23 protein-coding genes are annotated in these 24793 nt (G+C 59.3%); 15 read left to right on the plus strand and 8 right to left on the minus strand.

Annotation, left to right across the window (positions count from 1 at the left end; genetic code table 11):
• The 4 genes from ACXAIC_RS07350 (at position 1) to rsmA (ending at position 5601) form a co-directional block, all read left to right on the plus strand.
• Positions 1 to 2376, plus strand: coding sequence for an LPS-assembly protein LptD (locus ACXAIC_RS07350; RefSeq protein WP_475175236.1), 2376 nt, complete (start codon positions 1 to 3; stop codon positions 2374 to 2376).
• Positions 2377 to 2790: 414 nt separating this feature from the next.
• Complete coding sequence (locus ACXAIC_RS07355; protein WP_475175238.1) at positions 2791 to 3711, plus strand: peptidylprolyl isomerase; 921 nt, start codon at positions 2791 to 2793, stop codon at positions 3709 to 3711.
• 6 nt (positions 3712 to 3717) lie between these two features.
• Positions 3718 to 4737: a 4-hydroxythreonine-4-phosphate dehydrogenase PdxA gene (pdxA, locus tag ACXAIC_RS07360; RefSeq protein WP_475175240.1), complete on the plus strand. Its 1020-nt coding sequence runs from the start codon at positions 3718 to 3720 to the stop codon at positions 4735 to 4737.
• A 12-nt stretch (positions 4738 to 4749) separates the two neighbouring features.
• Positions 4750 to 5601, plus strand: a complete 852-nt coding sequence (rsmA, locus tag ACXAIC_RS07365) for a 16S rRNA (adenine(1518)-N(6)/adenine(1519)-N(6))-dimethyltransferase RsmA (RefSeq protein WP_475175242.1) — start codon at positions 4750 to 4752, stop codon at positions 5599 to 5601.
• Positions 5602 to 5702: 101 nt separating this feature from the next.
• On the opposite strand, the gene gmk is transcribed toward rsmA, so the two are convergent.
• The 7 genes from gmk to fabD form a co-directional block, all read right to left on the minus strand.
• Positions 5703 to 6398 carry a guanylate kinase gene (gene gmk, locus ACXAIC_RS07370; protein WP_475175245.1) on the minus strand — a complete coding sequence of 232 codons (696 nt, stop codon included), beginning with the start codon at positions 6396 to 6398 and terminating at the stop codon, positions 5703 to 5705.
• A gap of 5 nt (positions 6399 to 6403) precedes the next feature.
• Positions 6404 to 7297, minus strand: coding sequence for a YicC/YloC family endoribonuclease (locus ACXAIC_RS07375; RefSeq protein WP_475175247.1), 894 nt, complete (start codon positions 7295 to 7297; stop codon positions 6404 to 6406).
• A gap of 147 nt (positions 7298 to 7444) precedes the next feature.
• Entirely contained in the window at positions 7445 to 8563 is a 1119-nt protein-coding gene (gene mltG, locus ACXAIC_RS07380) for an endolytic transglycosylase MltG (protein WP_475175248.1), read from the minus strand.
• Between the two features lie 124 nt (positions 8564 to 8687).
• Positions 8688 to 9953 carry a beta-ketoacyl-ACP synthase II gene (gene fabF, locus ACXAIC_RS07385; protein WP_475175250.1) on the minus strand — a complete coding sequence of 422 codons (1266 nt, stop codon included), beginning with the start codon at positions 9951 to 9953 and terminating at the stop codon, positions 8688 to 8690.
• An 85-nt stretch (positions 9954 to 10038) separates the two neighbouring features.
• Positions 10039 to 10272, minus strand: coding sequence for an acyl carrier protein (locus tag ACXAIC_RS07390; RefSeq protein WP_008194310.1), 234 nt, complete (start codon positions 10270 to 10272; stop codon positions 10039 to 10041).
• Positions 10273 to 10522: 250 nt separating this feature from the next.
• Positions 10523 to 11260, minus strand: a complete 738-nt coding sequence (gene fabG / locus ACXAIC_RS07395; protein WP_475175252.1) for a 3-oxoacyl-[acyl-carrier-protein] reductase — start codon at positions 11258 to 11260, stop codon at positions 10523 to 10525.
• An 88-nt stretch (positions 11261 to 11348) separates the two neighbouring features.
• Complete coding sequence (gene fabD / locus ACXAIC_RS07400; RefSeq protein WP_475175255.1) at positions 11349 to 12293, minus strand: ACP S-malonyltransferase; 945 nt, start codon at positions 12291 to 12293, stop codon at positions 11349 to 11351.
• 1208 nt (positions 12294 to 13501) lie between these two features.
• Here fabD and rpsF point away from each other — a divergent pair.
• The 11 genes from rpsF to ACXAIC_RS07455 all read left to right on the plus strand — a co-directional run bounded on the left by rpsF (position 13502) and on the right by ACXAIC_RS07455 (position 23827).
• Positions 13502 to 13921, plus strand: coding sequence for a 30S ribosomal protein S6 (gene rpsF / locus ACXAIC_RS07405; RefSeq protein WP_475175256.1), 420 nt, complete (start codon positions 13502 to 13504; stop codon positions 13919 to 13921).
• 6 nt (positions 13922 to 13927) lie between these two features.
• Entirely contained in the window at positions 13928 to 14176 is a 249-nt protein-coding gene (gene rpsR / locus ACXAIC_RS07410) for a 30S ribosomal protein S18 (RefSeq protein ID WP_029066450.1), read from the plus strand.
• 116 nt (positions 14177 to 14292) lie between these two features.
• Entirely contained in the window at positions 14293 to 14898 is a 606-nt protein-coding gene (gene rplI, locus ACXAIC_RS07415) for a 50S ribosomal protein L9 (protein WP_475175259.1), read from the plus strand.
• Between the two features lie 369 nt (positions 14899 to 15267).
• On the plus strand, positions 15268 to 16752 hold the full coding sequence (locus ACXAIC_RS07420) for a replicative DNA helicase (protein ID WP_475175261.1): 1485 nt from the start codon (positions 15268 to 15270) through the stop codon (positions 16750 to 16752).
• 245 nt (positions 16753 to 16997) lie between these two features.
• Positions 16998 to 17273: a PilZ domain-containing protein gene (locus tag ACXAIC_RS07425; RefSeq protein WP_475175264.1), complete on the plus strand. Its 276-nt coding sequence runs from the start codon at positions 16998 to 17000 to the stop codon at positions 17271 to 17273.
• Positions 17274 to 17410: 137 nt separating this feature from the next.
• The gene (gene alr, locus ACXAIC_RS07430; RefSeq protein ID WP_475175267.1) at positions 17411 to 18553 is read left to right on the plus strand and encodes an alanine racemase; all 1143 of its coding nucleotides are present in this window, start codon (positions 17411 to 17413) and stop codon (positions 18551 to 18553) included.
• A gap of 14 nt (positions 18554 to 18567) precedes the next feature.
• Complete coding sequence (gene radA / locus ACXAIC_RS07435) at positions 18568 to 19962, plus strand: DNA repair protein RadA (RefSeq protein ID WP_475175269.1); 1395 nt, start codon at positions 18568 to 18570, stop codon at positions 19960 to 19962.
• Positions 19963 to 20048: 86 nt separating this feature from the next.
• Entirely contained in the window at positions 20049 to 20660 is a 612-nt protein-coding gene (locus tag ACXAIC_RS07440; protein ID WP_475175271.1) for a CvpA family protein, read from the plus strand.
• Positions 20661 to 20807: 147 nt separating this feature from the next.
• Positions 20808 to 22280, plus strand: coding sequence for an amidophosphoribosyltransferase (gene purF, locus ACXAIC_RS07445; RefSeq protein ID WP_475175273.1), 1473 nt, complete (start codon positions 20808 to 20810; stop codon positions 22278 to 22280).
• A 24-nt stretch (positions 22281 to 22304) separates the two neighbouring features.
• Positions 22305 to 23033 carry an SDR family NAD(P)-dependent oxidoreductase gene (locus ACXAIC_RS07450; protein ID WP_475175274.1) on the plus strand — a complete coding sequence of 243 codons (729 nt, stop codon included), beginning with the start codon at positions 22305 to 22307 and terminating at the stop codon, positions 23031 to 23033.
• Positions 23034 to 23473: 440 nt separating this feature from the next.
• The gene (locus tag ACXAIC_RS07455) at positions 23474 to 23827 is read left to right on the plus strand and encodes a VOC family protein (protein WP_475175338.1); all 354 of its coding nucleotides are present in this window, start codon (positions 23474 to 23476) and stop codon (positions 23825 to 23827) included.
• Positions 23828 to 23869: 42 nt separating this feature from the next.
• Here the strand turns inward: ACXAIC_RS07455 and ACXAIC_RS07460 are convergent, their stop codons facing one another.
• A complete protein-coding gene (locus tag ACXAIC_RS07460; protein ID WP_475175276.1) occupies positions 23870 to 24670 on the minus strand; it encodes an inositol monophosphatase family protein in 801 nt (266 codons plus the stop codon).
• Positions 24671 to 24793: the final 123 nt, after the last annotated feature.

Genomic DNA, 24793 nt, shown 5'->3' on the forward strand with positions numbered 1-24793 from the left:
ATGTCTTTGCCGGTTTTCCTGAACACAGAGAACGTGACCAGAAAGAGCTGCCTGCTGGCGGCGGTCAGCGCTGTTGCCATGGCTGCAAGCCTGTGGCTGGACGCGCTTCCGGGCGCACAGGCCCAGGATCTGGCAAGCAACCTTGCCGGAAGTGTTTCTCCCAATGAAGAGCTGCTGCTGGAAGCCAGCGATCTGATCTATAATTTCGATGAGGATCTGATCGTCGCGACCGGTGATGTGCAGGTCTTTTACGACGGCAACACGGTCCAGGCCCACAAGATCGTGTTTGACCGCAAAAGCGGTCAGCTCACCGCCATGGGCAACGTGATTTTCGTCGATTCGAACGGCACCGTGGTCCGCACGTCCGAGCTGACCCTGTCGGAAGACTTTGCTGATGGGTTTGCCAAGGCCCTGCAAATCGACACCACCAAACGAACCCGGTTCCTGGCGGAGAAGGCCACGCGCCAGGGTGACAATGTCACAGCGATCGAAAACGGCGTGTACACGGTTTACACAAAACCGACCAACCCGCCGAACAAGCCCCCGCTTTGGCGGGTGCGCGCCCAGAAAATTATTCACAATCAGCAGGAAAAGGTCATCCGCTTCGAAAACGCGGCGTTTGAGATCTATGGCAAGCCGATTGCCTATCTCCCGTTCCTGTCCATGCCCGACCCGACGATCACGCGCAAATCGGGTTTCCTGATGCCAACCGGCACCATCAACGACAAATTGGGCTACGGGGTCACGGTTCCCTATTTCTGGGTGCTCAGCCCGAGCAACGACGTCACCACAACCCTGACGCCACTCACGAAACAGGGTCTGTTCGGGGAAGTGCAATACCGGCAGCGGTTCTCTTTCGGAGAATTTTCGGTTGCGGCGGGCGGGCTCATGCAGGCTCAACCCAGCCAATTCACTACGGACCGGGCGGATGACCGCCTGCGCGGTGCAGTCAATTCCAAGGGCAGGTTCAATATTTCGACGGATTGGACCTTCGGCTGGAACGTCACCTACAAGAGCGACCGGCAATTCTTCAAAGATTACTCGTTTGCAACCATTGGCGGCAGCGATACATCAACCGTCTATCTGGAAGGAGCCAACGAGCGCAATGCCCTGACCGTGCGAGCCTATGCGTTCCAGATCTCGCAGTCTGACTATGAAGACAGTGACTTCGACGCCAATGGCTTCTCTCCGGTTGGGAGTTCCCTGCAGGACAAACAGCCCCTTGTCCTTCCCGTGATTGACTATGACTACGTCTTTGCCGATCCCGTGCTGGCGGGTGAACTGTCTCTGACCGCGAATTTCACCTCGTTGACCCGGGATGAAACTGATGCGTTTTCGGTGGACGGCGGCACGACCGCGAAATTCCGGGGCGTGGACGGAACGTTCTCCCGTCTGACCATGCAAGGCGACTGGCGGCGGACCTATATCGATCCGCTGGGCCAGTCCTTCACACCCTTTGCCTATATGCGCAGCGATCTATTTTTCCTGGCCTCGCCCGATTCGGACGTCACAGCCCTGGCCGGGGAAAGCTTTGTTGGCCGGGCCATGCCGGCCGTCGGTCTGGAATACCGTTATCCCATCATGGCGAGCTTTACCGGCGGGTCCCAAATTTTCGAACCGATTGCCCAGGTCGTTGTCCGGCCGGATGAACAGCGGATCGGGGATTTGCCAAACGAAGACGCCCAGAGCATCGTATTCGATACGACAACTCTGTTCGACTATGACAAGTTTTCCGGGTTCGACCGGGCCGAAGGCGGCACGCGTTTGAATGTGGGCATGAACTACAAACTGCAGCTGGATGGCGGCTATTACGTCACAGGCCTCTTCGGGCGTTCCTATCAACTGGCTGGCGAGAACTCCTATGCGGTTCCCGATATTCTGGGAGCCACTGAGGATTCAGGCCTGGCGTCCTCCGTCTCCGATTACGTGGGCAGCCTCTATCTCGACACCCAATACGGGGTGAAAGTTGGTGCGCAGGCCCGGTTCGACAAGGACAATTTCTCCGTTAACCGCCTGCAGGCCCAGGCGAGCGCGATCTATGGTCCGGTTGTCTCGTCCCTTGCCTATGCCTTCCTTGGCGAGCAGCCGGATCTCGGCATTGATGACCCGCGCGAGGAAATTCTCGGGTCTGCAAGCCTGCGCCTGAAGGAAAACTGGCGGCTGTTCGGATCCATGCGTTACGATATGGAAAATGCCAACATCGTGCAGGATGGCCTAGGACTTGGCTATGACGACGAAGGCTTCTCGTTCTCCGTCTCCTATGCGGAGGACCGCAGCCGGAACGATGGCGATGATGTCGACCGGACGTTGTTCTTCCGCATCGGCTTGCGCACAATCGGAAGCACCCAGGTGTCAAAAGGTGTCCTGAACAACTAGATCACCGTATGGCGTGAAGATCTGCAAGGCATAGCAGGCGGCGATGGCCTGGACGGGAAATACGCAAGCTGCGCACGTTCTCTGCCCGGCAAGCAACAGGAGACCCTCCCTGAAGGGCGGTCATCACAAACGGCAAGGCCCGCGCCCCTTCACGGTTTTCTGTTTCCGGTCCTTCCGCAAAGACATTTTGCCGCCACGAAAACAGGCATCATACTGGGAATACTTTGAATTTGTGCCCGCGATATGCGAAAAAGCAGGCCACAACAACACTAGCGCAAGCCGCGTTTCATCAGGTTTGCCTTTTGCTGTCCGAAATCAAAGATTTCAACGCAGAAGGCAATATGGTTCGAATCCAGATAAACGTGACACGCTATAATTTCGGTTTGGCTTCTGGCCTTTACGGATGGTTTGACAATGCGAACCCGCTTTGTACCTGTATTTCTTCTGTTTCTTCTGGTGCTGGCGGCGCCGGTGGCAACTCCGGCTTCTGCGGCCATCAAGATCATCGTCAATGATGTTCCAATCACAGACTATGACATCAGCCAGCGCGCGCGCCTGATCACGCTGACCCAGCGCAAGTCGGCGTCTGCCGCAAAACGCCAAGCCAAGGAAGAGCTGATCGATGACCAGGCTAAACTGTCGGAAGCCAAGCGTTACAATATCGAAATCAGCACGTCGCAGGTCGACAACGCCTTCAACAACATTGCCCGCAATGTAAAAATGTCGCCGTCGCAGCTGTCAAAAGCCTTGCGAAGCGGCGGGGTGAAACCGGAAACCCTGAAGGCCCGCCTGAAAGCACAGCTTGCCTGGAACCGCCTGTTGCAGCGCAAGTTCAGCGGCAAGATTGAAGTGAACGAATCCGACATCATTGCTGCCCTTCAAAAGACTGATGAAGCTGAACGCCAGAAATCCATCGAATATGACCTGAAGCGCGTCATTGTCGTTGTGCCGAAAAAATCTTCCGGTGGCTTCAAATCAAAGCGCAAGCAGGAGAGCAACAAGATCCGTGCCTCCTTCCAGAGCTGCGACGACATTGGCACCGTGCTCGGGCAGTATAGCGAAGTGGTCGTGCAACCGATTGGCCGCCGCCTGGAAACCGAGCTGCCGGAAAACATGCGCAAGGAAATCAATGCACTGGCACCGGGGCGGTTGACCAAACCGACCACCACTCCGGTGGGGTATGAGATGATTGCTGTTTGCGGCAAACGCGAAATCGCCTCCGACATAGCTGTCCGGGCCGAGCTTGAGAATGAGATCCGCGCCAAGGAAGGCGAACAACAGTCCCGCAAATACTTGCTGGAAGTCCGCCGCCGCGCCACCATCATCTACCGCTGATCACCGATGAGCTTCGCTAAACTGCCGGTGGCTGTCAGCATGGGGGAACCGGCTGGGATCGGGCCAGAACTCGCCGTTCTGGCCTGGGCAAACCGAAAGCTTCTGGACCTGCCCCCATTTTATGTGCGCGGGGACAAGGCACTTCTGGAAGAACGGGCCCGAACAATCGGGGTCAAACTGTCCATTCTGAACAGCCGCCCGGAAGAGGCGACCGCGCAGTTTGCCAAGGCCCTGCCTCTGGTTCAAACGGGACCTGAGCTTCAGGACCGGCCGGGGATTGAACGGGATGAAACGGCTGCCTCAGTAGTCGGCTCCATCGAATCCTGTGTCGAGGACATCCGGGCGGGTCTAGCGGCCGCCCTTGTGACCAACCCGATCAACAAGGCCGCTCTCTACAAAACCGGGTTTTCCTTTCCCGGTCATACGGAATTTCTGGGCGCTCTGGCGGAAAAACACTGGCCCGGTGCACCGGCAAAGCCTGTCATGATGATTGCCGGTCCCGAACTGATGGTTGTTCCCGTCACCATCCATATTCCGCTTAAGGACGTGCCGGAGGCGCTTACGGTGGAGCTCATTGTCGAAACCGCCCGGATCACTGCTGCAGATCTTAAGATGCGGTTCGGTATTTCCCACCCGAGACTTGCGCTGTGCGGGCTGAACCCCCATGCGGGTGAAGACGGAGCCCTTGGCACGGAGGACCGGGATACGGTTGTTCCGGCCATCGAACGGCTCCAGGCCATGGGGATCGCAGCCTCTGGCCCCCATCCGGCCGATACCCTGTTTCATCCACCGGCACGCAGTACCTATGACTGTGCACTTGGCATGTATCACGATCAGGTTCTTGTTCCGGCAAAAACCATCGGCTTTGACGACAGTGTCAACGTGACGCTTGGCCTTCCCTTTGTCAGAACCTCTCCGGACCATGGCACGGCCTATGGTCTCGCAGGGACCGGGACGGCCCGGATCGACAGTTTCGCTGCATCCTTGCGCCTTGCCGCAGCGCTGGCGGCTCCAGACACATTTTAACGGCTTCCCCTCATGGCACAGATAGACGACCTGCCCCCCTTGCGCGATGTCATTGCAACGCATGGCCTCAACGCCAAGAAATCACTCGGGCAGAATTTTCTTCTGGATCTGAATCTCACCTCGCGGATCGCCCGCTCCGCTGGGACACTGGAGGACTGCACGGTCCTTGAAATCGGCCCGGGCCCTGGAGGGCTGACCCGCGCCCTGCTGGCGGCTGGCGCAAAAAAAGTGGTTGCCATTGAAAAGGACAGCCGCTGCCTGCCCGCTCTTGCGGAAATCTCCCGGCACTATCCGGGGCGGCTTGAGGTGATTGAAGGGGATGCCCTGGCCATTGATCCGGTGACCGTGACCGGCGGCGGTCCTGTGCGTATTGCCGCCAATCTTCCCTACAATGTGGGCACGCAGCTTCTCGTGAACTGGATCACCACAGCAGACTGGCCCCCCTTCTGGTCGTCGCTGACGCTCATGTTTCAGCGGGAAGTCGGCGATCGCATCGTAGCGCCCCCGGGAAGCAAGGCCTATGGCCGCCTCGGAGTTCTGGCAGGCTGGCGCTGCAAGAGCGGCATTCTGTTCGACATCAGCCCGAAAGCCTTTACACCGCCGCCAAAGGTCACCTCGGCGGTGGTGCACCTGACGCCAAATGAAGCGCCTCTGCCCTGTGATCTGACCGCACTGGAAAAAGTCACGGCTGCAGCCTTTGGGCAGCGGCGCAAAATGTTGCGGGCGAGCCTGAAAGCCCTCTCCCCGGACGCGGAGGACCTCATCACCGCAGCTGGACTGAAACCAACCGCCCGGGCAGAAGAAATCGACATCGCCGGATTTGTATCCCTGGCCAACACCTTTCAAGCAGCCCCAAAACCGTAAGCGGCGTCTCCGCACCACAGCCCTTGGGCACAAACTCTTTTCCCCTTCAGGCGATGGTCTGTCATAAGGGTTCCGGTCAATCTCAAGACCTTGTTTTGAGATCAGGCTGTGTCGCCAAGCTCCGCCTCAAGATCCTTGACCATGCCCTGGATCAGCGGCCCGATCTTGGGGGAACGGAACTGTTTCAAGCGTTCCGCCCGCAATATGGCGCGGACATTTTCATAGGCCCGGTCCAGATCGTCATTCACCACCACATAGTCATATGCTGACCAATGGCGCATCTCACCGACAGCCGTTTTCATGCGTTTGGTTATGATCTCGTCCGCGTCTTCTGCTCGGCCGAGCAGGCGGGATTTCATCTCTGCAATGGAGGGCGGCAGGATGAACACTGACACCACATCGGAGCGCATCTTGTCATAGAGCTGGAACGTGCCCTGGATGTCGATATCAAACAGGATATCCCGCCCGCTCTCGATCGCGGCCTCAACCGGCCCTCTCGGCGTCGCATAATAGTTGCCGTGCACTTCGGCCCACTCCAGCAACTCGTCCTGCGCGCGCATCTGTTCAAACCGGGCCGTGTCCAGAAAGTGATAATGCACCCCATCCACTTCGTTTGACCGCCGCGGCCGGGTTGTGACCGAAATGGACAGTTCGAGATTGTTCTCTTTCTCCAGGAGCATACGGGCGATTGTGGATTTCCCGGCACCGGACGGAGACGACAGCACCAGCATCAGTCCCCGGCGCTGCTCTTCGGCCTGATCGGCGCTCACTGTTGTGCCGGCGGGGACATCGGTCATGGGAATCACTCCAAATTCTGTATCTGTTCGCGCATTTGATCAATGACAGCCTTCAAGTCCAGCCCGATTGCGGTCAGGGCCACATCATTGGACTTTGAGCACAGGGTGTTGGCCTCGCGGTTGAACTCCTGGGCCAGAAAATCGAGCCTGCGGCCAATGGCGCCGCCACTGTCCATGAGATCGCGCACCGCCGCCACATGGGCCTGCAGCCGGTCGAGTTCTTCCCTGATATCGGCCTTGGTGGCCAGAAACACCACTTCCTGATGCAGCCTTTGCGGGTCAAGTTGACCGTCAGACGCCTCCATGAGCTCCTGAACCTGTTTTTTCAAACGGTCCTTGATGGCTTCAGGTTTGCGCGCCGGGAGGATTTCTGCCGCCCGCGTCAGATCGGCGATCCGGTCAATCTGCCCCCGGACCACCTGATGAATGGCTGTCCCTTCCGTGTGGCGCATGTCCACCAGATCGATCAGGGCTGCGTCCAGGGTGGTCAGAAGCGCCGAGTGCAAAGCAGCCTGAGCTGCCTCGTCATCTTCCGGCTCCTTAAGCTCAAAAACCCCTTTTTGAGCAAGAATACCATCCAGTGACGGTGGTGCGAGATCCGGAACACGGGATTTCAGAAGGCTAATGGTGGACAGCACGGCCTCAAGCGCAGCCTCATTAACCTGAAGCTGCTGCTCCGACTGATCCCGCTGCATGGCGAGCCCGATGCTCACGTTGCCTCGCCGCAGCACCTTGGCGCAGCGCTCACGGATCTGCGGCTCTAGCACTTCCAGCCCGGCTGGGATCCGGATGCGCAGGTCCAGTGACTTTCCGTTGACGGATCTCAGTTCCCAAGTCCAGCGCACGGGGGCGCAATCCCCTTGCATGCGCGCGAATCCGGTCATGCTGGCAAGTGCCATGTGCCCCTCCAATGATCCTGGCCATGTGGCCATCCATCCGGCCGGATCCTCCCGTGTCCGGTGCGGATCCGCCCTTGCCCCTGCAGATTTTCAGCCAGTCTGGCCCTGAAATGTCCGGGCGCTGCCGCACGTCAGACACGCATCAGGTCAGTTCGACGTGTTCTGCTGCTGTTGCTCCGCCCGGCGCTTGCGTTCGATCTCGCGCCATTTGCGGACATTTGCCTTATGCTGCTCATAGGTCTCGGCAAAGATATGCCCGCCGGTTCCATCAGCCACAAAATAAAGATCCTTGGTGCGCGACGGATTGGCAACAGCTTCCATAGCCGCCCGGCCCGGATTGCCGATTGGCCCCGGCGGCAGGCCATCAATCTGATAGGTATTATATTTGTTTTCTGCCTTCAGCTCCGATTGTTTGATCGCTGAGCGGTCTTTCAGCCAGGCTTCGCCGCCGTAAAGACCGTAGAGGATCGTTGGATCGGACTGGAGCCGCATATTGCGGTTCAAACGGTTGACAAAGACACCTGCCACCCGCGGACGCTCATCCGCCAAGGCGGTTTCCTTTTCCACGATGGACGCCAGAATGACCAGTTCCTCAGGAGTGGAGACCGGCAAATCGGCCGTCCTGCGGGCCCAGACCTCCGCAAGCAGCTTTTCCTGAGCGGCCTTCATCTGGTTGATCACCTCCTGACGGCTCGTGCCTCGCGCGAACGTATAGGTTTCCGGCAGCAGGTCGCCTTCGGCCGGAATGTCGGTGATCTCGCCCACCAGCACTGGCTGCTGGCGGACGCGTTCCACGATCTGGGCCGTGGTCCAGCCCTCCGGAACAGTGACGGAGTGGGTGACCGCGTTTCCTTCCACCAGATCGGTCATGACCTGTTGCATCGAAACACCGGGGGCAAATGCATATTCCCCAGCCTTCAGCTTGTTCGCATTCTTGAAGAAGCGGATACCGAGATTGAAGATCCACTCATCAACCACATTGTCGTTGATGATGCCCTTGCTGGACAGGCTGTCCGTAATGCCCGACAGGCTTGCGCCTGACGAAATCACGACCATTTCCTGTTGGGCCAGCGGTCCGGGCCCTTCGAATTTATGCTTGCCGAAATAGAGCGCACCGCCAACAGCAGCCATCCCGAACACCGCCAGCGTGATGATCATATTGCTGAGGATAACCAGGGGATTGCGCACATGGCGCGAGCGCTGGGGAGGAGCCGGGGCCGGTTCCGGCTGCAGGGCTTCACGCGGGCTTTTCGGCTTTATGCGCATGTCGGGTCACACCTCCAAGATCGAGCCCAAAATCCATGACCCGGACACAATCGAACCAGCTGTCACAAACAAATTCCTGAACCGCTGCCAAAGACCGGCAACGGTCCGGGAGAATTTGAAGGGGTTATGCGGCAACTTTGCGGAAGACGAGCGAAGCATTTGTGCCGCCAAATCCGAAAGAGTTCGAAAGCGCCACGTTGATGTCCATCTTCTTCGCCTTGTGCGGGACCAGATCAATCTCGGTCGCCACAGACGGATTGTCCAGATTGATCGTGGGCGGCGCCACGCTGTCGCGGATGGCAAGCACGGAGAAGATCGCTTCCACAGCCCCGGCTGCGCCCAGGAGATGTCCAACCGAGGACTTCGTGGAAGACATGGTCAGTTTTCCGGCATGCTCGCCTGCAAGTCGGGACACAGCGCCCAGCTCGATCTCATCCCCAAGCGGAGTTGAAGTGCCGTGGGCGTTGACATAATCAACCTCCGCCGGCGACACTCCGGCGCGCTTCAACGCAGCTTCCATGCACCGGTAGGCGCCGTCCCCGTCAGGTGTTGGTGCAGTGATGTGATAGGCATCGCCGGACAGGCCATAGCCAATCACTTCCGCATAAATCGTCGCGCCACGGCGAACCGCATGCTCATATTCTTCCAGAACGACGACACCGGCGCCCTCACCCATGACAAACCCGTCCCGGGCCACATCATAGGGGCGTGAGCCCTGTTCCGGTGCCTCGTTGAAGCCGGTGGACAGCGCCCGGCAGGCTGCGAACCCAGCCAGTGCAAGACGGCAGACCGGCGATTCCGCGCCGCCCGCCACCATCACATCCGCGTCGCCGAAGGCGATCAGACGCGAGGCGTCGCCAATGGCATGAGCCCCGGTGGAACAGGCCGTTACCACCGCATGGTTCGGTCCTTTGAGACCGTGCCGGATGGAGACATAGCCGCCGGCAAGATTGATCAGGCGTCCGGGAATAAAGAACGGGCTGATCCGCCGTGGCCCCTTTTCCGCAAGCTGATAAGCGCCCTGCTCAATTCCCTGAAGCCCGCCGATGCCGGACCCGATCAGAACACCGGAGCGCACCTGCTGCTCGTACGTTTCCGCCTTGAAGCCGGAATCGGCCATCGCCTGATCCGCAGCCGCCATGGCATAGACAATGAAGTCGTCGACCTTGCGCTGTTCCTTTACGTCCATCCAGTCGTCGGGATTGAACGCGCCATCCTCGCCCGGGCCGCGCGGGATCTGGCAAGCAATCTGGCAGGCCAGATCATCCACCTTGAACGTCGTGACCTTGTTGGCCCCGCTTCTGCCCTCAAGGATCTTTTTCCAAGTGGAGTCGACATTGCCGCCCAGCGGCGACACCATGCCCAACCCAGTAACGACAACTCGCCTCATACACCTGCACTTACGTTTGATGGGCCAGGCGGGGCATTCCCCGCCGGCCCGATCGTCAATCAGAATTCAAGAAAGGGAGCTTCCCTTACTTGTTGGCTTCCAGGAACTTGACAGCGTCGCCAACGGTCAGGATGGTCTCCGCTGCTGTATCCGGGATTTCCACACCGAATTCTTCTTCAAATGCCATAACAAGCTCAACAGTGTCGAGACTGTCTGCGCCCAGATCGTCGATGAAGCTTGCACCTTCCACAACCTTCTCAGCGTCAACACCCAGGTGCTCAACAACGATCTTCTTTACCCGATCCGCGATATCGCTCATCTTTCACTTCCTTATTCTTCGTCTATTCATCAGCCGCAACACCGCACCAATCCGGTTTCCTTGGGAAAAAACGGTGGCGAGAACGCGCGAACTCCAAGTGTCTCAGCGAAATCGGACCCGGGGACCGGGTGCGACAACGCAATTCGGAACAATCGGCGGGTTGGTAACACACTTTGTTCACCTTTACCAGCCAGTCCAGACCGCTTGAAAACGGCCCGGATTCTTTTTGCCTGCTCGGCGAAACTCTCTTTTAAATCATAGCCATACCGCCATTGACATGAAGGGTCTGCCCCGTGACATAGGCCCCTTCGTCGCTGGCAAGGTAAAGCGCGGCGGAGGCGATCTCCTCCGAAGTGCCAAGACGGCCCGCCGGCACGCTCGCCAAAATCGATTCCTTTTGTTTGTCGTTCAAAGCCCCGGTCATGGCGGTTTCAATAAAGCCCGGCGCGATCGTGTTGACCGTGATGTGCCGGCTCGCCACTTCGCGGGCCAGAGACTTGTACATCCCGATCATGCCCGCTTTGGCAGCGGCATAATTGACCTGCCCCGGATTGCCAGTCACACCAACAACGGAAGTGATGCCAATGATGCGGCCGGACCGGCGCTTCATCATGCCCTTGATGGCAGCCCGGCACAGGCGGAACCCTGAGGTGAGGTTCACTTCCAGCACCTGATCCCACTCGTCATCCTTCATGCGCATAAAGATATTGTCTCGGGTGATCCCGGCATTGTTGACCAGAATGTCGACCGAGCCCATTTTTTCCTCCGCTGCCGGCAACAGCGCATCCACAGCCTCGCGATCTGACAGGTTTGCAGGCGTGACAAAGGCACGCTCTCCCAGATCGCCGGCCAGAGCCTCCAGCTTTTCGGCACGGGTGCCGGACAAGGACACGGCAGCGCCCTGGGCGTGCAACACACGGGCGATGGCTTCACCGATCCCGCCGGTGGCGCCGGTCACGAGAGCGTTTTTGCCTTCCAAGTTGAACATTGAGGGTCCTTCCCTGATTGATTTGCCCTGTGGCCTGATTGAATTGCCCTGCGGGATGTCTTTAAAGTGATTGGCAAGCCGGGGCGCCTCAGGCGCCGAGCTTTTCCATAAGCGCATCAATATCGTCCGGCGTGTTCACCGCAAGACCGCTCGCCTCTTTGTGGATCCGGCGCACCATGCCGGTCAGCACCTTGCCGGTGCCGACTTCCACAAGCGTGTCCACACCATTTTGCGCCAGCCAGAGAACGCTTTCGCGCCAGCGCACCGTGCCTGTGACCTGCTCCACAAGACGGGAGCGGATTTCGGAGGGATCGGAGACCGGCGCTGCAAGAACATTGGCAACCAGCGGCACGGCCGGTGCCTTGATATCCGCATTGGCCAGAGCCTCGGACATGGCCTCAGCGGCAGGCGCCATCAAAGAACAGTGGAACGGTGCGCTGACGGGAAGCATCACCGCCCGGCGCGCGCCCTTGGCCTTGGCAATCTCCACGGCCCGCTCAACGGCGGCCAGGTGCCCGGACACAACCACCTGCCCGGAAGCATTGTCATTGGCGGCCTGACAGACTTCGCCTTGCGCGGCTTCCTGTGCGACGTCGGCAGCAACATCAAAATCCAGGCCGAGCAGAGCGGCCATGGCCCCAAGCCCCACCGGAACGGCGTTTTGCATGGCCTCCCCGCGTACGCGCAAAAGACGCGCCGTGGTGGCAATGTCCAAGCTGCCCGCGGCTGCCAGTGCGGAATATTCACCCAGGGAATGACCGGCGACATAAAACACATGCGCTTTCAGATCCAGCCCCTTGGCTTCCAGCACCCGCATGGTCGCGAGGCTCACCGCCATCAGGGCCGGCTGGGCATTTGCCGTAAGCGTCAGCGCGTCTTCCGGACCCGTCCACATGACCTCGGAAAGCTTTTGCCCGAGCGCCTCATCCACTTCGTCAAAAACAGCCCGCGCCTCCGGATAGGTCTCGGCAAGAAGCTTGCCCATTCCGACACTCTGGCTGCCCTGGCCTGGGAATGTGAACGCTGTGGTCATCGGGAAGACGCCTCCGAAAAACATGGCCGTCCGGCGTACCCTTTTCCTGGGTGCAGACCGGCGGCTTGGAAAACATACGGCCTGCCACCCGCTTGCGGGCGCGTGCCGAACTTGGCGCGAGGCTATGATACGCTCTTGCCTGCACTGTCAAGGCCCACGGGACAATCAAACCCTTAAATCATGCTCTTTTTGTACAAAATCCCGCATTCTGCACATTTGCCCCAAAAACAATGTCTGGCCTGAAACAATGTCTGGCCTGAATCGTCTCAAATCCGGGCCATCTCCTGATGGCGCCAAACCAGGCAAATTATGACGGCAAACCAGGCAAACGCCTCCCCTAATCTTTGACACATGACCAATGAAAGATATCATTTTTAGTTATTTTTTACAGTGTCATTAAGTTTTGTCTCAATGCACATTTCAATTCAAAATATACGCATAGCTGCTGCGTTCGCGTTTCCCGAGACTGGACATGCGGAAAGAATTTTTGAGACTTTTGAGCGAGTGTTCCGGCTCTCAAGGTGGTGCTTTGGGCCAAAGACCAACCTCACCCGATTAGACCCTGTTTGACCGTGACATGAGAGCGTTCTGCAAGGAGCGTGTCACTGTGCAATGTGGAGCATCGTCCAAGGCACCCGCCACGGCGGAACGCCCTCAAGCCGCGGCCTTCGGTGGCTTTTGCACACCCGCCGCACGTTGTCACGCCGCTTGCCGTCAAACCTGAAGATCCGATCCAATACGGTCTTATACATAGCGTAATTCCGGCGGGTATTCGGGTCTTTCCCGTGCCAGTAACCGCCAGCGGGCCGCTTTTGCTCGTCGCTGCGGCAGGGTTGCAGGAGGCCGCCGATGGAAGATTTACGAACCGAATTCGGACGCCGCTCTCTTGAAATTGGTCACATGGCGAGGCATGCAGGCCTTTCACTTCACCAGACCTCGCGCTTGCGCGCATAGCGGGTTTGCCTTGCCATTTTTGTGCACTGAAGACACCACGCACGTTTTGCGCTTGCATTTCGCAGAAAACAGAGTACATAGCGCGCTTCATCCGGGATTTGGCCGGGGGCTGAACGGAAGGGCATTTGCCAGGATCACAACAAAGATCCGACTTCCCGTGTTCCCGCTCTCCGTAAGATTTCTCGTGCCTTTCCGGGGTTACGAGGAGGCTTTGCGCCGATCCCGCGCTGTCAACTCGAAGAAAGGCGATTTTCATGCCTCTTTATGAGCACGTCTTCCTGGCACGCCAGGACGTTTCGGCCCAGCAGGTCGAACAACTCGTCGAGCAGTACAAGGGCCTCATCGAAGGCGCTGGCGGTACTGTCGGCAAAGTCGAAAACTGGGGTCTGCGGTCCCTTGCCTACCGCATCAAGAAGAACCGCAAGGCTCACTACACACTGATGAACATCACCGCACCGCACGCTGCTGTGGCCGAGATGGAGCGTCAGATGGGCCTGAGCGAAGATGTCCTGCGCTTCATGACCTTCCGCGTCGATGAACTGGACGAAGAACCGTCCGCAATGATGCAGAAGCGTGACCGCGATGACCGCCGTGGCGGCGGCCGCGGTGATCGTGGTGACCGTGGCGAGCGCTCCGGCGGTGGCCGTCCCCCGCGCCGTGGTGAAGAGGAGTAAGAGACAATGGTTGATATTGCACAGCTTCCGAGCCGCCGTCCGTTCTTCCGCCGCCGGAAGACCTGCCCGTTCTCCGGCTCCAATGCGCCGAAGATCGACTACAAGGACATCCGTCTGCTGCAACGCTACATTTCCGAGCGCGGAAAGATCGTTCCGAGCCGCATCACCGCGGTGTCCGCGAAAAAGCAGCGTGAACTGGCCCGTGCCATCAAGCGCGCCCGCCTGCTCGGCCTGCTGCCTTTCGTGATCAGCTAACAGCTCCTGTGTGAGCATATCTCCCGGGCCAGCCCGGGAGAGCCGTATTGGGGCCGCGGTCAAACGGTCTCTAACCGCCCCAGGAACAGACGGGGCGGGACAGTCGGAGAAAACCCATGCAGATTATCCTTCTTGAGCGCATCGCAAAGCTCGGCCAGATGGGCGACACCGTGCGCGTGCGCGACGGCTATGCCCGTAACTTCCTGCTGCCGCAAGGCAAGGCCCTGCGCGCCAACAAAGCTAACCTGGAACGGTTCGAGCAGGAGCGCGCTCAGCTTGAAGCCCGCAATCTGGAGCGCAAGAACGAAGCAGAAGCTGTTGCGTCCAAACTCGACGGCGAAGCTCTGGTCATGATCCGCTCTGCAGGCGAAACCGGCCAGCTCTACGGCTCCGTTTCGACCCGTGACGTGGCTGAAGGCCTGACAGACGCCGGCTTCACCGTGGCCCGTAGCCAGGTGGAACTGCGCACCCCGATCAAAACCATCGGTCTGCACTCGGTTCTGATCAGCCTGCACCCGGAAGTCGAAGTGTCGATCACGGTCAATGTGGCCCGCTCCGAAGACGAAGCGAACCGCCAGGCTGCTGGTGAAGACCTGACCACGCCGGAACAGGACATTTTCGAATTTGAAGAAGACGAAGACGCTGAAGGCGAAGACGGCGAAGCTTCTGAAGAGGCTGCTGACACCGAAGCGGAAGCAGCTGCGGAAGAAGAAGACGCCTGATCGGGCCAACCTTCCTCTTTTTGTGAGATGGAAACGGCACTGCACCGCAGTGCCGTTTTTATTTTGCCGGCGACATTTTTACGCTACGGCAAATCAAACCTCCACAACGGCATCATGACACAACTGACAACGTATTGAATTCACTATTGAATTCATTAATCTTTTGTTCATATTTGAAAAAAACTTATTATAATCAATCACTAACAGCTAGACCCTTGAGTCCTCTACACGCTTTGGAGTCAAGCGGGATTCGACTCTTTCCCCGCTGATTTGCCGAAGGCAGTGGGAAACAAAAAGAGCTGTTTTTGTACCTTGAGCCCCCCCGCCTCAACAGGTATTCCGGATGGATAAGCGTCATTGGGGGTCCAGATGAAGGGTACTTTGCAGAAAGTCGAAACAGAAGAAGAAATCCAGCGTCTCGCCCCGCACAACGCGGAAGCGGAACGCCAGCTTCTGGGCGCCTTTCTCGTCAATAATGAAACATTCTACCGGGTCTCGGATTTCCTGGAGCCGCACCACTTTTTCGTGCCGTCACACCAGGACCTTTACGAAAAGGTCAGCCACCTTATTCGCGCGGGCAAGACAGCCTCACCGATCACGCTGAAGACCTTCTATCCGGCCGATGCCAGAATCGCGGACCTGTCGGCAACACAATTCCTGCTCCGGCTTGCGGGCGATGCGGCCTCGATCATAAATGCGGAAGACTATGGCCGCACGATCTATGATCTGGCCATCCGCCGCAATCTGATCCGGATCGGCGAGGACATGGTCAATATCGCCTTTGACGCGCCGATCGACGTGCCCCCGTCCCAGCAGATTGACGATGCCGAGCGCCGGCTGTTCGAACTGGCCGAAACCGGGCGCAGTGAAGGTGGCTTCGTCTCCTTCGGTGACGCCTTGAGCGAAACCATCGAGATGGCCCATGCCGCCTGGAACCGCGAGGGAGCGCTTTCCGGTATATCAACCGGTCTGCGCGAGCTTGACCGGCTGATGGGCGGACTGCAGCATTCCGATCTGATCGTACTGGCGGGACGTCCGGCCATGGGCAAGACGTCCCTGGCCACCAACATCGCCTACAACATTGCCCAATCCTACAAGTCCGAAGAGCAGCCTGACGGGTCGATCAAGACCACCAATGGCGGCGTTGTCGGCTTCTTCTCCCTGGAAATGTCGGCCGAACAGCTGGCTACCCGTATCATCTCCGAGCAGGCGGAAATCTCATCTTCCAAGATCCGGCGCGGCGACATTACCGAAGCCGAGTTCGAAAAGCTGGCCGCCTGCGCACAAACCATGCAGACGGTTCCTTTGCATGTGGACCAGACCGGCGGCATTTCGATTGCCTCCCTGGTGGCCAAGGCGCGCCGTCTGAAACGCCAGCGCGGTCTCGATCTTCTGGTGGTCGACTATATCCAGCTCCTGTCCGGGTCCGCCAAGAATTCCGGCAACCGGGTGCAGGAGATTACGGAAATCACCACCGGCCTGAAGGCGCTGGCAAAAGAGTTGCACGTGCCGATCATCGCCCTTTCCCAGCTCTCACGTCAGGTGGAATCTCGCGACGATAAACGCCCGATGATGTCGGACCTGCGTGAATCCGGCTCCATCGAGCAGGACGCGGACGTGATCCTGTTCGTTTACCGTGAGGAATATTACCTCTCCAAGACCGAGCCCGAAATCGGCTCGCCGGAATATGCGGCCTGGGAGGCCAAGCATGAGGCAGCCAAGGGGAAGGCTGAAGTGATCATCGCCAAACAGCGTCACGGCCCGACCGGCACAGCCAACCTCCACTTCCAGGGCGAGTTCACCCGTTTCTCCGATCTGGCGGAAGACGAGCATCTGCCGGAACGCTACGAATAGGCCGCCGCCACCCTTTCACCTTCCTGTTTCTGCTGTTTCTTCAACGATCTGGATGGCCGAAGGCCGATGGCCATCCAGAAAACAGCCTGTGTCTGCGTTCTCCCGCACCGGCTATCTTCTTGCCGTCGCAGCGGCAAGCCAGTCTCGCATTGTTCAAATTGACAATCTTAAGTTCTTCTTAAATATCATGAATTAGTCTTGGAATCTGCCTTCGAGGCATTGATATTTCTCAGGACTAGTCAAACGTGATTTCGCCTGCGCAAAAATTATTGGAAGAAGCGCGGATTTTCCCGCGCAAACACTGTAAATGGCCAGGAATCCTGAAGCACGAGAACATCCATCAGCCATGCATTGTCGAAGACATCAGTGCTGGCGGGTGCCGCGTCGCGACAAAGTCCAAGGGCTTGGTCTCAAACGCCAGAGTTGTTCTTGAGGTCGAAAGCAAGAAGTTGCGCTTTCACGGCGAGATCCGCTGGATCAGGACCGACGAAATCGGCATCGAGTTTTTGTATATGGATTGATCCTCCACGGATCTCCTTTCGGCAGAAGCCCACCCCGCCCTTTTCCGGCAAATCGGATTGGCATCGCCCCCGGCCGATAGGATAAGCTGAGCCTCCGATTCCTCCCGATGCCCAGCCGAGCGGAGCTTTCCAGCACAGTGCCTTCCCAGTTGTCCTCCCCCTACCCGTCCAGCCTTTACGGTGGCCGCCTGACCATTGATCTGACAGCCATTGCACGGAACTGGAGTTTCCTGAAATCCAAACTGAGCAGGGCCACGGAGTGCGGCGCCGCCATCAAGGCCGACGCGTACGGCACCGGACAGGAAAAAGCCGGCCAGGCCCTTTATGACGCCGGCTGCAGAACATTCTTTACCGCCGTGCCGACAGAGGCACTTGCGCTGCGCCAGACCCTGCCGGATGCGGTCATCTACGCCTTGAACGGGCTCCTGCCCGGAACGGCTGATGCCTATCTGGAGCACAATATCCGGCCGGTTCTGGGCTCACTGGCCGAACTGGAAGAGTGGACAGCATTGTGCAAGGCCTCCGGCCAGGCCTTCGGAGCGGCCGTTCATGTGGATACGGGCATCCACCGGCTGGGCCTGTCGGCAGAAGAATTCACGGCCTCGCTGTCAGATGCGGATCTGATGGCCCCTTTTGAACCCTCTCTGCTGATGAGCCACCTGGCCTGCGGCTCTGATCCGGCCCATCCCATGAACCGGCAGCAGCTGGAGCGGTTCATGGATATCACTGGTCCGTTCGCCAGATTTCCGCGCTCGCTGGCCAATTCCGCCGGAGTGCTGATGGGCCCGAAGTATCATTTCGATCTGGTCCGCCCCGGGATCGCCCTTTATGGCGGCAAGGCACTGGACAACGGCCCCAATCCGATGACGCCGGTTGCCAAGGTGGAGGCGCGGATCATGATCGTGCGCGACGTTCCGGCGGGCGATACCATCGGCTACGGCGCTGCCCAGACCGCCCGCCGCCCGTTGAAAAACGCTGTTGTCGCCGCCGGGTATGCCGATGGCATGCTGCGGCGCGCCAGTTCTTCCGATGACCGGCCCGGCGGCTTTGCCATGATCGGTGGACACAAGGCCCCGATCCTCGGACGGATTTCCATGGATATGATCACGCTGGATGTGACCGATATTCCACAGCACCTCATCAAACGGGGCGCCTTTGTGGAAATGCTGGGTCCCCATGTTGCAGCTGCGGACCTGGCAGCTTATGCGGAAACCATCGACTATGAGTATCTGACAAGCCTCGGGCAGCGGTTCGAACGGATTTACGCGCCACTGACCTGAACGGAGCGGAGTGAATGGCCCGGCGGTCCACATCCTTTGTCTGCCAGTCCTGTGGCGCAGTCACGGCCAAATGGGTCGGGCGCTGCGAATCCTGCGGCGACTGGAATACCATTGTGGAAGAGCAGACGGGCGGCGGCATTGGTGGCGGCCCGGGCCGGGCATCCCGTAGCAAGGGCCGCGTCGTGCCCCTGGTCGGGCTGTCGGGTGAGACCAAGGAAGCCCCGCGCATCCAGAGCAAGGTGGTCGAGCTGGACCGGGTGACCGGCGGCGGCTTCGTGCGCGGCTCCGCCCTTCTGGTCGGCGGCGATCCGGGCATCGGCAAGTCGACCCTGCTTATTCAAGCGGCCTCACAGCTCGCCCATCTCGGCCACAAGACCATCTATATCTCCGGCGAAGAAGCCATCGGCCAGGTCCGCCTGCGGGCCGAACGGCTTGGACTTGCAGACGCCCCCGTGGCGCTGGCTGCCGAAACCAGTGTGGAAGACATTCTGGCCACGCTGGAAGCGGACACTCCGCCCGCCCTGCTGATCCTGGATTCCGTACAGACCCTTTGGACCGATCAGGTGGACTCGCCCCCCGGCACCGTGACCCAGGTCCGGGCCTCGGCCCAGGCCATGGTGCGCTACGCCAAGAAAAACGGCACCACGCTGGTTCTGGTCGGTCATGTCACCAAGGACGGCCAGATTGCAGGCCCCCGCGTGGTGGAGCATATGGTTGACGGCGTTCTCTATTTTGAAGGCGATGGTGCGCACCAGTACAGAATTTTGCGCTCGGTCAAAAACCGCTTTGGTGCGACCGACGAGATCGGCGTGTTTGAAATGACCGGCAAGGGCCTGGTGGAAGTGTCCAACCCGTCCGCTCTTTTTCTGGGCGACCGGTCCACCTCCGCTCCCGGCGCAGCCGTCTTTGCCGGGCTGGAAGGCTCCCGGCCGCTTCTGATCGAGATCCAGGCGCTGGTCGCCCAATCGTCTCTCGGAACGCCCCGCAGAGCGGTGATCGGCTGGGACAGCGCGCGACTCTCCATGATCCTGGCCGTGCTGGAGGCGCGCTGCGGGGTCCGCTTCTCCCAGCACGATGTTTATCTGAACGTGGCTGGCGGGCTCAAGATCACGGAACCGGGCGCCGACCTTGCCGTTGCAGCCGCCCTTGTCTCCTCGTTGAGCGGGCTTGCCCTTCCGGCCAATTGCGTCTATTTCGGCGAGGTCAGTCTTTCCGGCGCGATCCGGCCTGTGGCCCAGGCCCAGTCCCGGCTGAAGGAAGCAGAAAAACTGGGGTTCGATCAGGCCTTGTGCCCGGAAGGAAACCTCAAAGACAGTGCGGCAACGTCATTCAAGGCCACCGGGCTTCCGGAACTTGGGGACTTTGTGGCCAAACTCACGGCTGAAGCTGGTGCGGCCAGCTCCGGCTGACGCATGATGGCCCCAAATGCCCCCTATGGAACGGGCAAATGTTTTGAGCTCCTCGGTGAGCACCAGGAAAGGGATTTTTCAGGACCATGCCGATCACCATTCTGGACGGGCTGCTTTTGGCCATCATGTTCATTTCGGCTGTGCTTGCGATGATCCGCGGCTTTGTCCGCGAAGTGTTGTCTATCGTGTCCTGGGTGGCGGCAGCAGCAGCCGCATTTCTGCTCTATGAGCGCGTGCTTCCCTACGCAAAACAATATATCAACCACGACCTTGTCGCCATGGGCGCCTCTGCGGCCGCCGTCTTCCTGGTCACGCTTGTGATTGTCAGCTACATCACCATGCGCATTTCCGATTTCGTGCTGGACAGCCGCATCGGTGCGCTGGACCGGACCTTGGGATTCGTGTTCGGCGCCGTGCGCGGCCTGCTGCTGGTGGTCGTCGCGATGATGTTCTTCAACTGGTTCGTTCAGCCGGACAAGCAGCCGACCTGGGTTCTGGACGCCAAGTCGCGGCCGATCCTGTTGTCTATTGGCGAGCGGCTGGTGGCGATTTTACCGGAAGATCCGGAAAAGGCGATCCTCGACCGGATCCGGGATGCCAATCTGAATGGCCGCGGCAGCGGCGCGGCGGCAGAAGAGCCGTCCTATAGCGAATCCGAGCAGCAGGGCCTGGAACAGTTGACGAGCGACACCAACTGACCCAGAGGCGGTCTCCGCCCCTTGCATGCTTCGTGTATCCCGCCTGCGCCTGACGCGCAGCCGATATCAAGGCCCGGCCTTCCAGACAGGCGGACCGATCAAAAGCCCCTGGCCGGCCCCAACCGGCGAAAAATAGGAGTGTTCGCCATGGCAGGCGGAACCGAAATGCGTGATCCACTCGATATGGACGCCGACACGCTGCGTGAAGAATGCGGCGTTTTCGGAATTCTGGGCCACGAGGACGCCAGCGCCCTCACCGCGCTTGGGCTTCATGCCCTTCAGCACCGGGGCCAGGAAGCGGCCGGCATCGTGACCTTTGACCGGGACCAGTTCCGGTCTGAACGGCATCAGGGGCTCGTCGGCGATCATTTCTCCGATGCGGACACGATTGGCCGGCTCAGCGGACGGCTCGCCATTGGCCATGTGCGCTATTCCACCACCGGCGAAACGATACTGCGCAATGTGCAGCCGCTTTTTGCCGAACTGGATGGCGGCGGCATTGCGGTCTGCCACAACGGCAATTTCACAAACGCGCTGACCTTGCGCCATCAGCTGATCCGGGATGGCGCCATCTGCCAGTCGACCTCCGATTCCGAAGTGGTTCTGCAGCTGATTGCCCGCTCGCGCAAGGGCAAGATCGTCGACAGGTTCATCGAAGCTCTCACCCAGATGGAAGGCGCCTATTCTCTGGTGGCCCTCACAGCCAAGAAGCTGATCGGCGCCCGTGACCCGCTCGGGATCCGCCCGCTTGTCCTTGGCGACCTCAACGGTGCGCCGATCCTGGCTTCCGAGACCTGCGCGCTCGACATTATCGGGGCGAAATTTATCCGTGAGGTGGAAAACGGTGAAGTGATCGTATGTACCTCCACCGGGATTGAATCCTTCTTTCCCTTCGGCAAGCAGACCGCCCGCCCCTGCATCTTCGAATATATTTATTTCTCGCGGCCCGATTCCATCATTGGCGGGCGCAGTGTTTATGACGTGCGCCGGGAAATGGGCCGTCAGCTGGCCCGCGAGACCCAGGTTGATGCCGATGTCATCGTGCCCGTGCCTGACAGCGGTGTTCCGGCAGCTATCGGTTACAGCCAGGAAAGCGGCGTGCCGTTCGAGCTGGGCATTATCCGCAACCATTATGTTGGCCGCACCTTCATCGAGCCGACCCAGCAGATCCGGGCGCTCGGAGTGAAGATGAAACACTCGGCGAACCGCTCCCAGATCGAAGGCAAGCGTGTTGTGCTCGTGGATGACAGCCTTGTGCGCGGCACCACCTCGGTGAAAATCGTGCAGATGATCCGCGATGCCGGCGCCCGGGAGGTTCACTTCCGCCTCGCCAGCCCGCCGATCCGCTATTCCGACTATTACGGCATCGACACGCCGGTGCGCGAAAAGCTGCTGGCGGCCAAATACGGTCTGGAAGAAATGCGCAAATATATTGGCGCCGACAGTCTGGCTTTCCTGTCCGTGAACGGCATTTACCGCTCCATGGGCTATGAGGGCCGCGACAATGACAATCCGCAATTCACCGACCATTGTTTCACCGGCGACTATCCAACCCCGCTGACGGACCTGTCGGAGGATCAGGAATTCGGCAACGCGCCGCGCCTGGTCGAAGTCGGATAAGGCGCGGATCGGGGCAGCAACAGCATGGCACAGGATTTCGAAGGCCGGATTGCGCTGGTCACCGGTGCGTCCCGGGGGATCGGCTACCAGATCGCAAAGCAACTCGGCAGCCAGGGCGCTCACGTGATCGCGCTGGCCCGCACGGTGGGCGGGCTTGAAGATCTTGATGACGAAATCCAGGCCGCTGGCGGCCAGACCACGCTGGTTCCCGTCGATCTTGCCGATTTCGACGCCCTGGACCGGCTGGGCGCCGCCCTGTTTGAGCGCTGGAAGAAGCTCGACATTCTGGTGGCCAATGCGGGCATGCTCGGGGTCCTGTCCCCGCTCGGCCATATCAGCCCGAAGGACTTCGAAAAGGTCATGGCGGTGAATGTGACTGCCAACTGGCGGCTGATCCGCTCCCTGGACCCGCTGCTGCGCCAGTCAGAGGCTGCACGGGCGCTGTTTCTGACCTCTGCCCATGCCCGGACCCGGACCGCGTTCTGGGGCCTGCAATCGATCAGCAAATCCGCCGTCGAGGCCATGGCCAAAACCTGGGCAAATGAAAGCCTGCAGACGGCCATGAAAATCAACGTGGCCGACCCCGGCCCGGTCCGGACGGGCCTGCGCGCCAAGGCCATGCCCGGCGAAGCCCCGGACAGCCTGCCCAACCCGGCAGACGCCGCCAGTGGCCTGCTGCCACTGATCTCCCCAGGCGTCTCACAAACGGGTGCGCTCTATGACCGGGTGAGCGCTTCCTGGTCCGAACTCTGAAACAAATCGCAGTCCATCCGATCTTCCTTTCATTGTCTGAAATCAAAGATCTCAAATACAAAAGGAAAAACGGGCATTTTGTCGCTCCAAATCGTGACTGGAGCTGCGCCTCTTGATGCGCTTTGCTGACTGGAGACATCCATGAAAGGAGACCTCCCATGCAGCTCGGCGCTTTTTCCATCAGTCTTGCCGTGAATACCAACCTCAATAGATAGGAACCGATCTGACCGTGTTTGGGGACTGTTCGGCAAGGAGCAGGTTGCAGGGCGATATGGTTTATCGTTCAAAACCTGGGACGCAGCTGAACAGTCCTCAAACACGGCCTCGGTGGCCTGCTCCGGCCCGCCGGACTGCGTTGCGCCGCTTGAACGGCCAACCAGGCCGTCCTGCGCAACGCGCCTTGCCGGCCAATCCGGATCAGCGCCATCAGATGGGTTTCTATCTATTCAGGTTGGTATAAGGACCTTCAGAAATCGAAAGCCTTTTATGAGGGGCTGAGGTTTTCAGATCTCGGGGGCTCCGGCTCCGACGGCTGGGTGATCCTGAAAAACGGCAGCACCGTCATCGGTCTGTTTCAGGGCATGTTTGAGAAGAACATGCTGACCTTCAATCCCGGATGGGACCAGAACGCGGCCGAGCTGGACAACTTCCAGGACATCAGGGATGTGCAAAAGAGCCTGAAGGCAAAGGGATATGCGTTTGAGGCGGAGGCCGATGAGACGACCTCCAGGCCTGCGAGCTTTCTGCTGACCGACCCGGACGGGAACCCGGTTCTGGTCGACCAGCACGTTTGAAGCTTTTGCGCCCCAGGCCGGTCCTGCCGCTGGAAGACCGCCTTATTCGGCTGCTTCCAGCGGGGCGAAGGAGGTTTCGGCAATCTCCTTGAGCTCGTCAAAGACACCCGGAGCACCAACAACCACCCGCGCGCCGTGATAAAGGGCGTGGGCAATGTCCTGCTCCATGACTTTGCCGCCCGCCTCGGTCGTGATCAGCATGCCTGCAAGGCAGTCCCAGGCATTCATGTGGGCTTCCACATAGCCGATCAGACGGCCGGAGGCCGCGTAGGCCAGCATCAAACCGCCAGACGCGTTGCGGAAGAACACACCGCCCTTGGAGACCACCGCCCCCACAACATTGACCGCGTCCGTGATCGAGGTGCGGCCATTGAACCCAACACCGACTGAGCCGACCGACAGGCTGTCACTGTCTGAGGCCTTGATCGGCTTGCCGTTTAAAAAGGCGCCCTGCCCGGCCGCAGCGGTGAAGGTTTCCCCGGCCACCGGATCATGAATGACCCCCGCAATCACCTGGCCCTGATGGACACAGGCAACGATCACGCACCATTGCGGTATCCCGGTCACAAAATTGGCGGTTCCATCAATCGGATCGGTCACCCAGGTGTAGCCAGACGTGCCTTCTTCCATGCCATGCTCTTCGCCCAGAATTCCATCGTCCGGATAAGAAGCTGCAAGCTCCTGGCGGATCAGCGTTTCCACGTTCCTGTCGGCTTCCGACACAAGGTCCTGATGGCCCTTCTGGGTGATGGTCAGGGTGTCAAGTTTGCGGAAATAGTCCAGCGCAAGCGCCCCGGCCTTCAGGGCCAGGTTTTCGGCAAAGGCAAGCCGTTCGGAAATCATCAAATTGCTCCTTCAAATCCGCATGAACATGTTGGCACAGCTCCGGTACCGATACATCTGTCTCTGGCCCAAGTCTTCTGGCCCCTGTCCTCTGGCCCCTGTCTCCGGCTACCGCCGCGCGAC

The organism is Roseibium sp. AWQ4_254 (assembly GCF_056161025.1).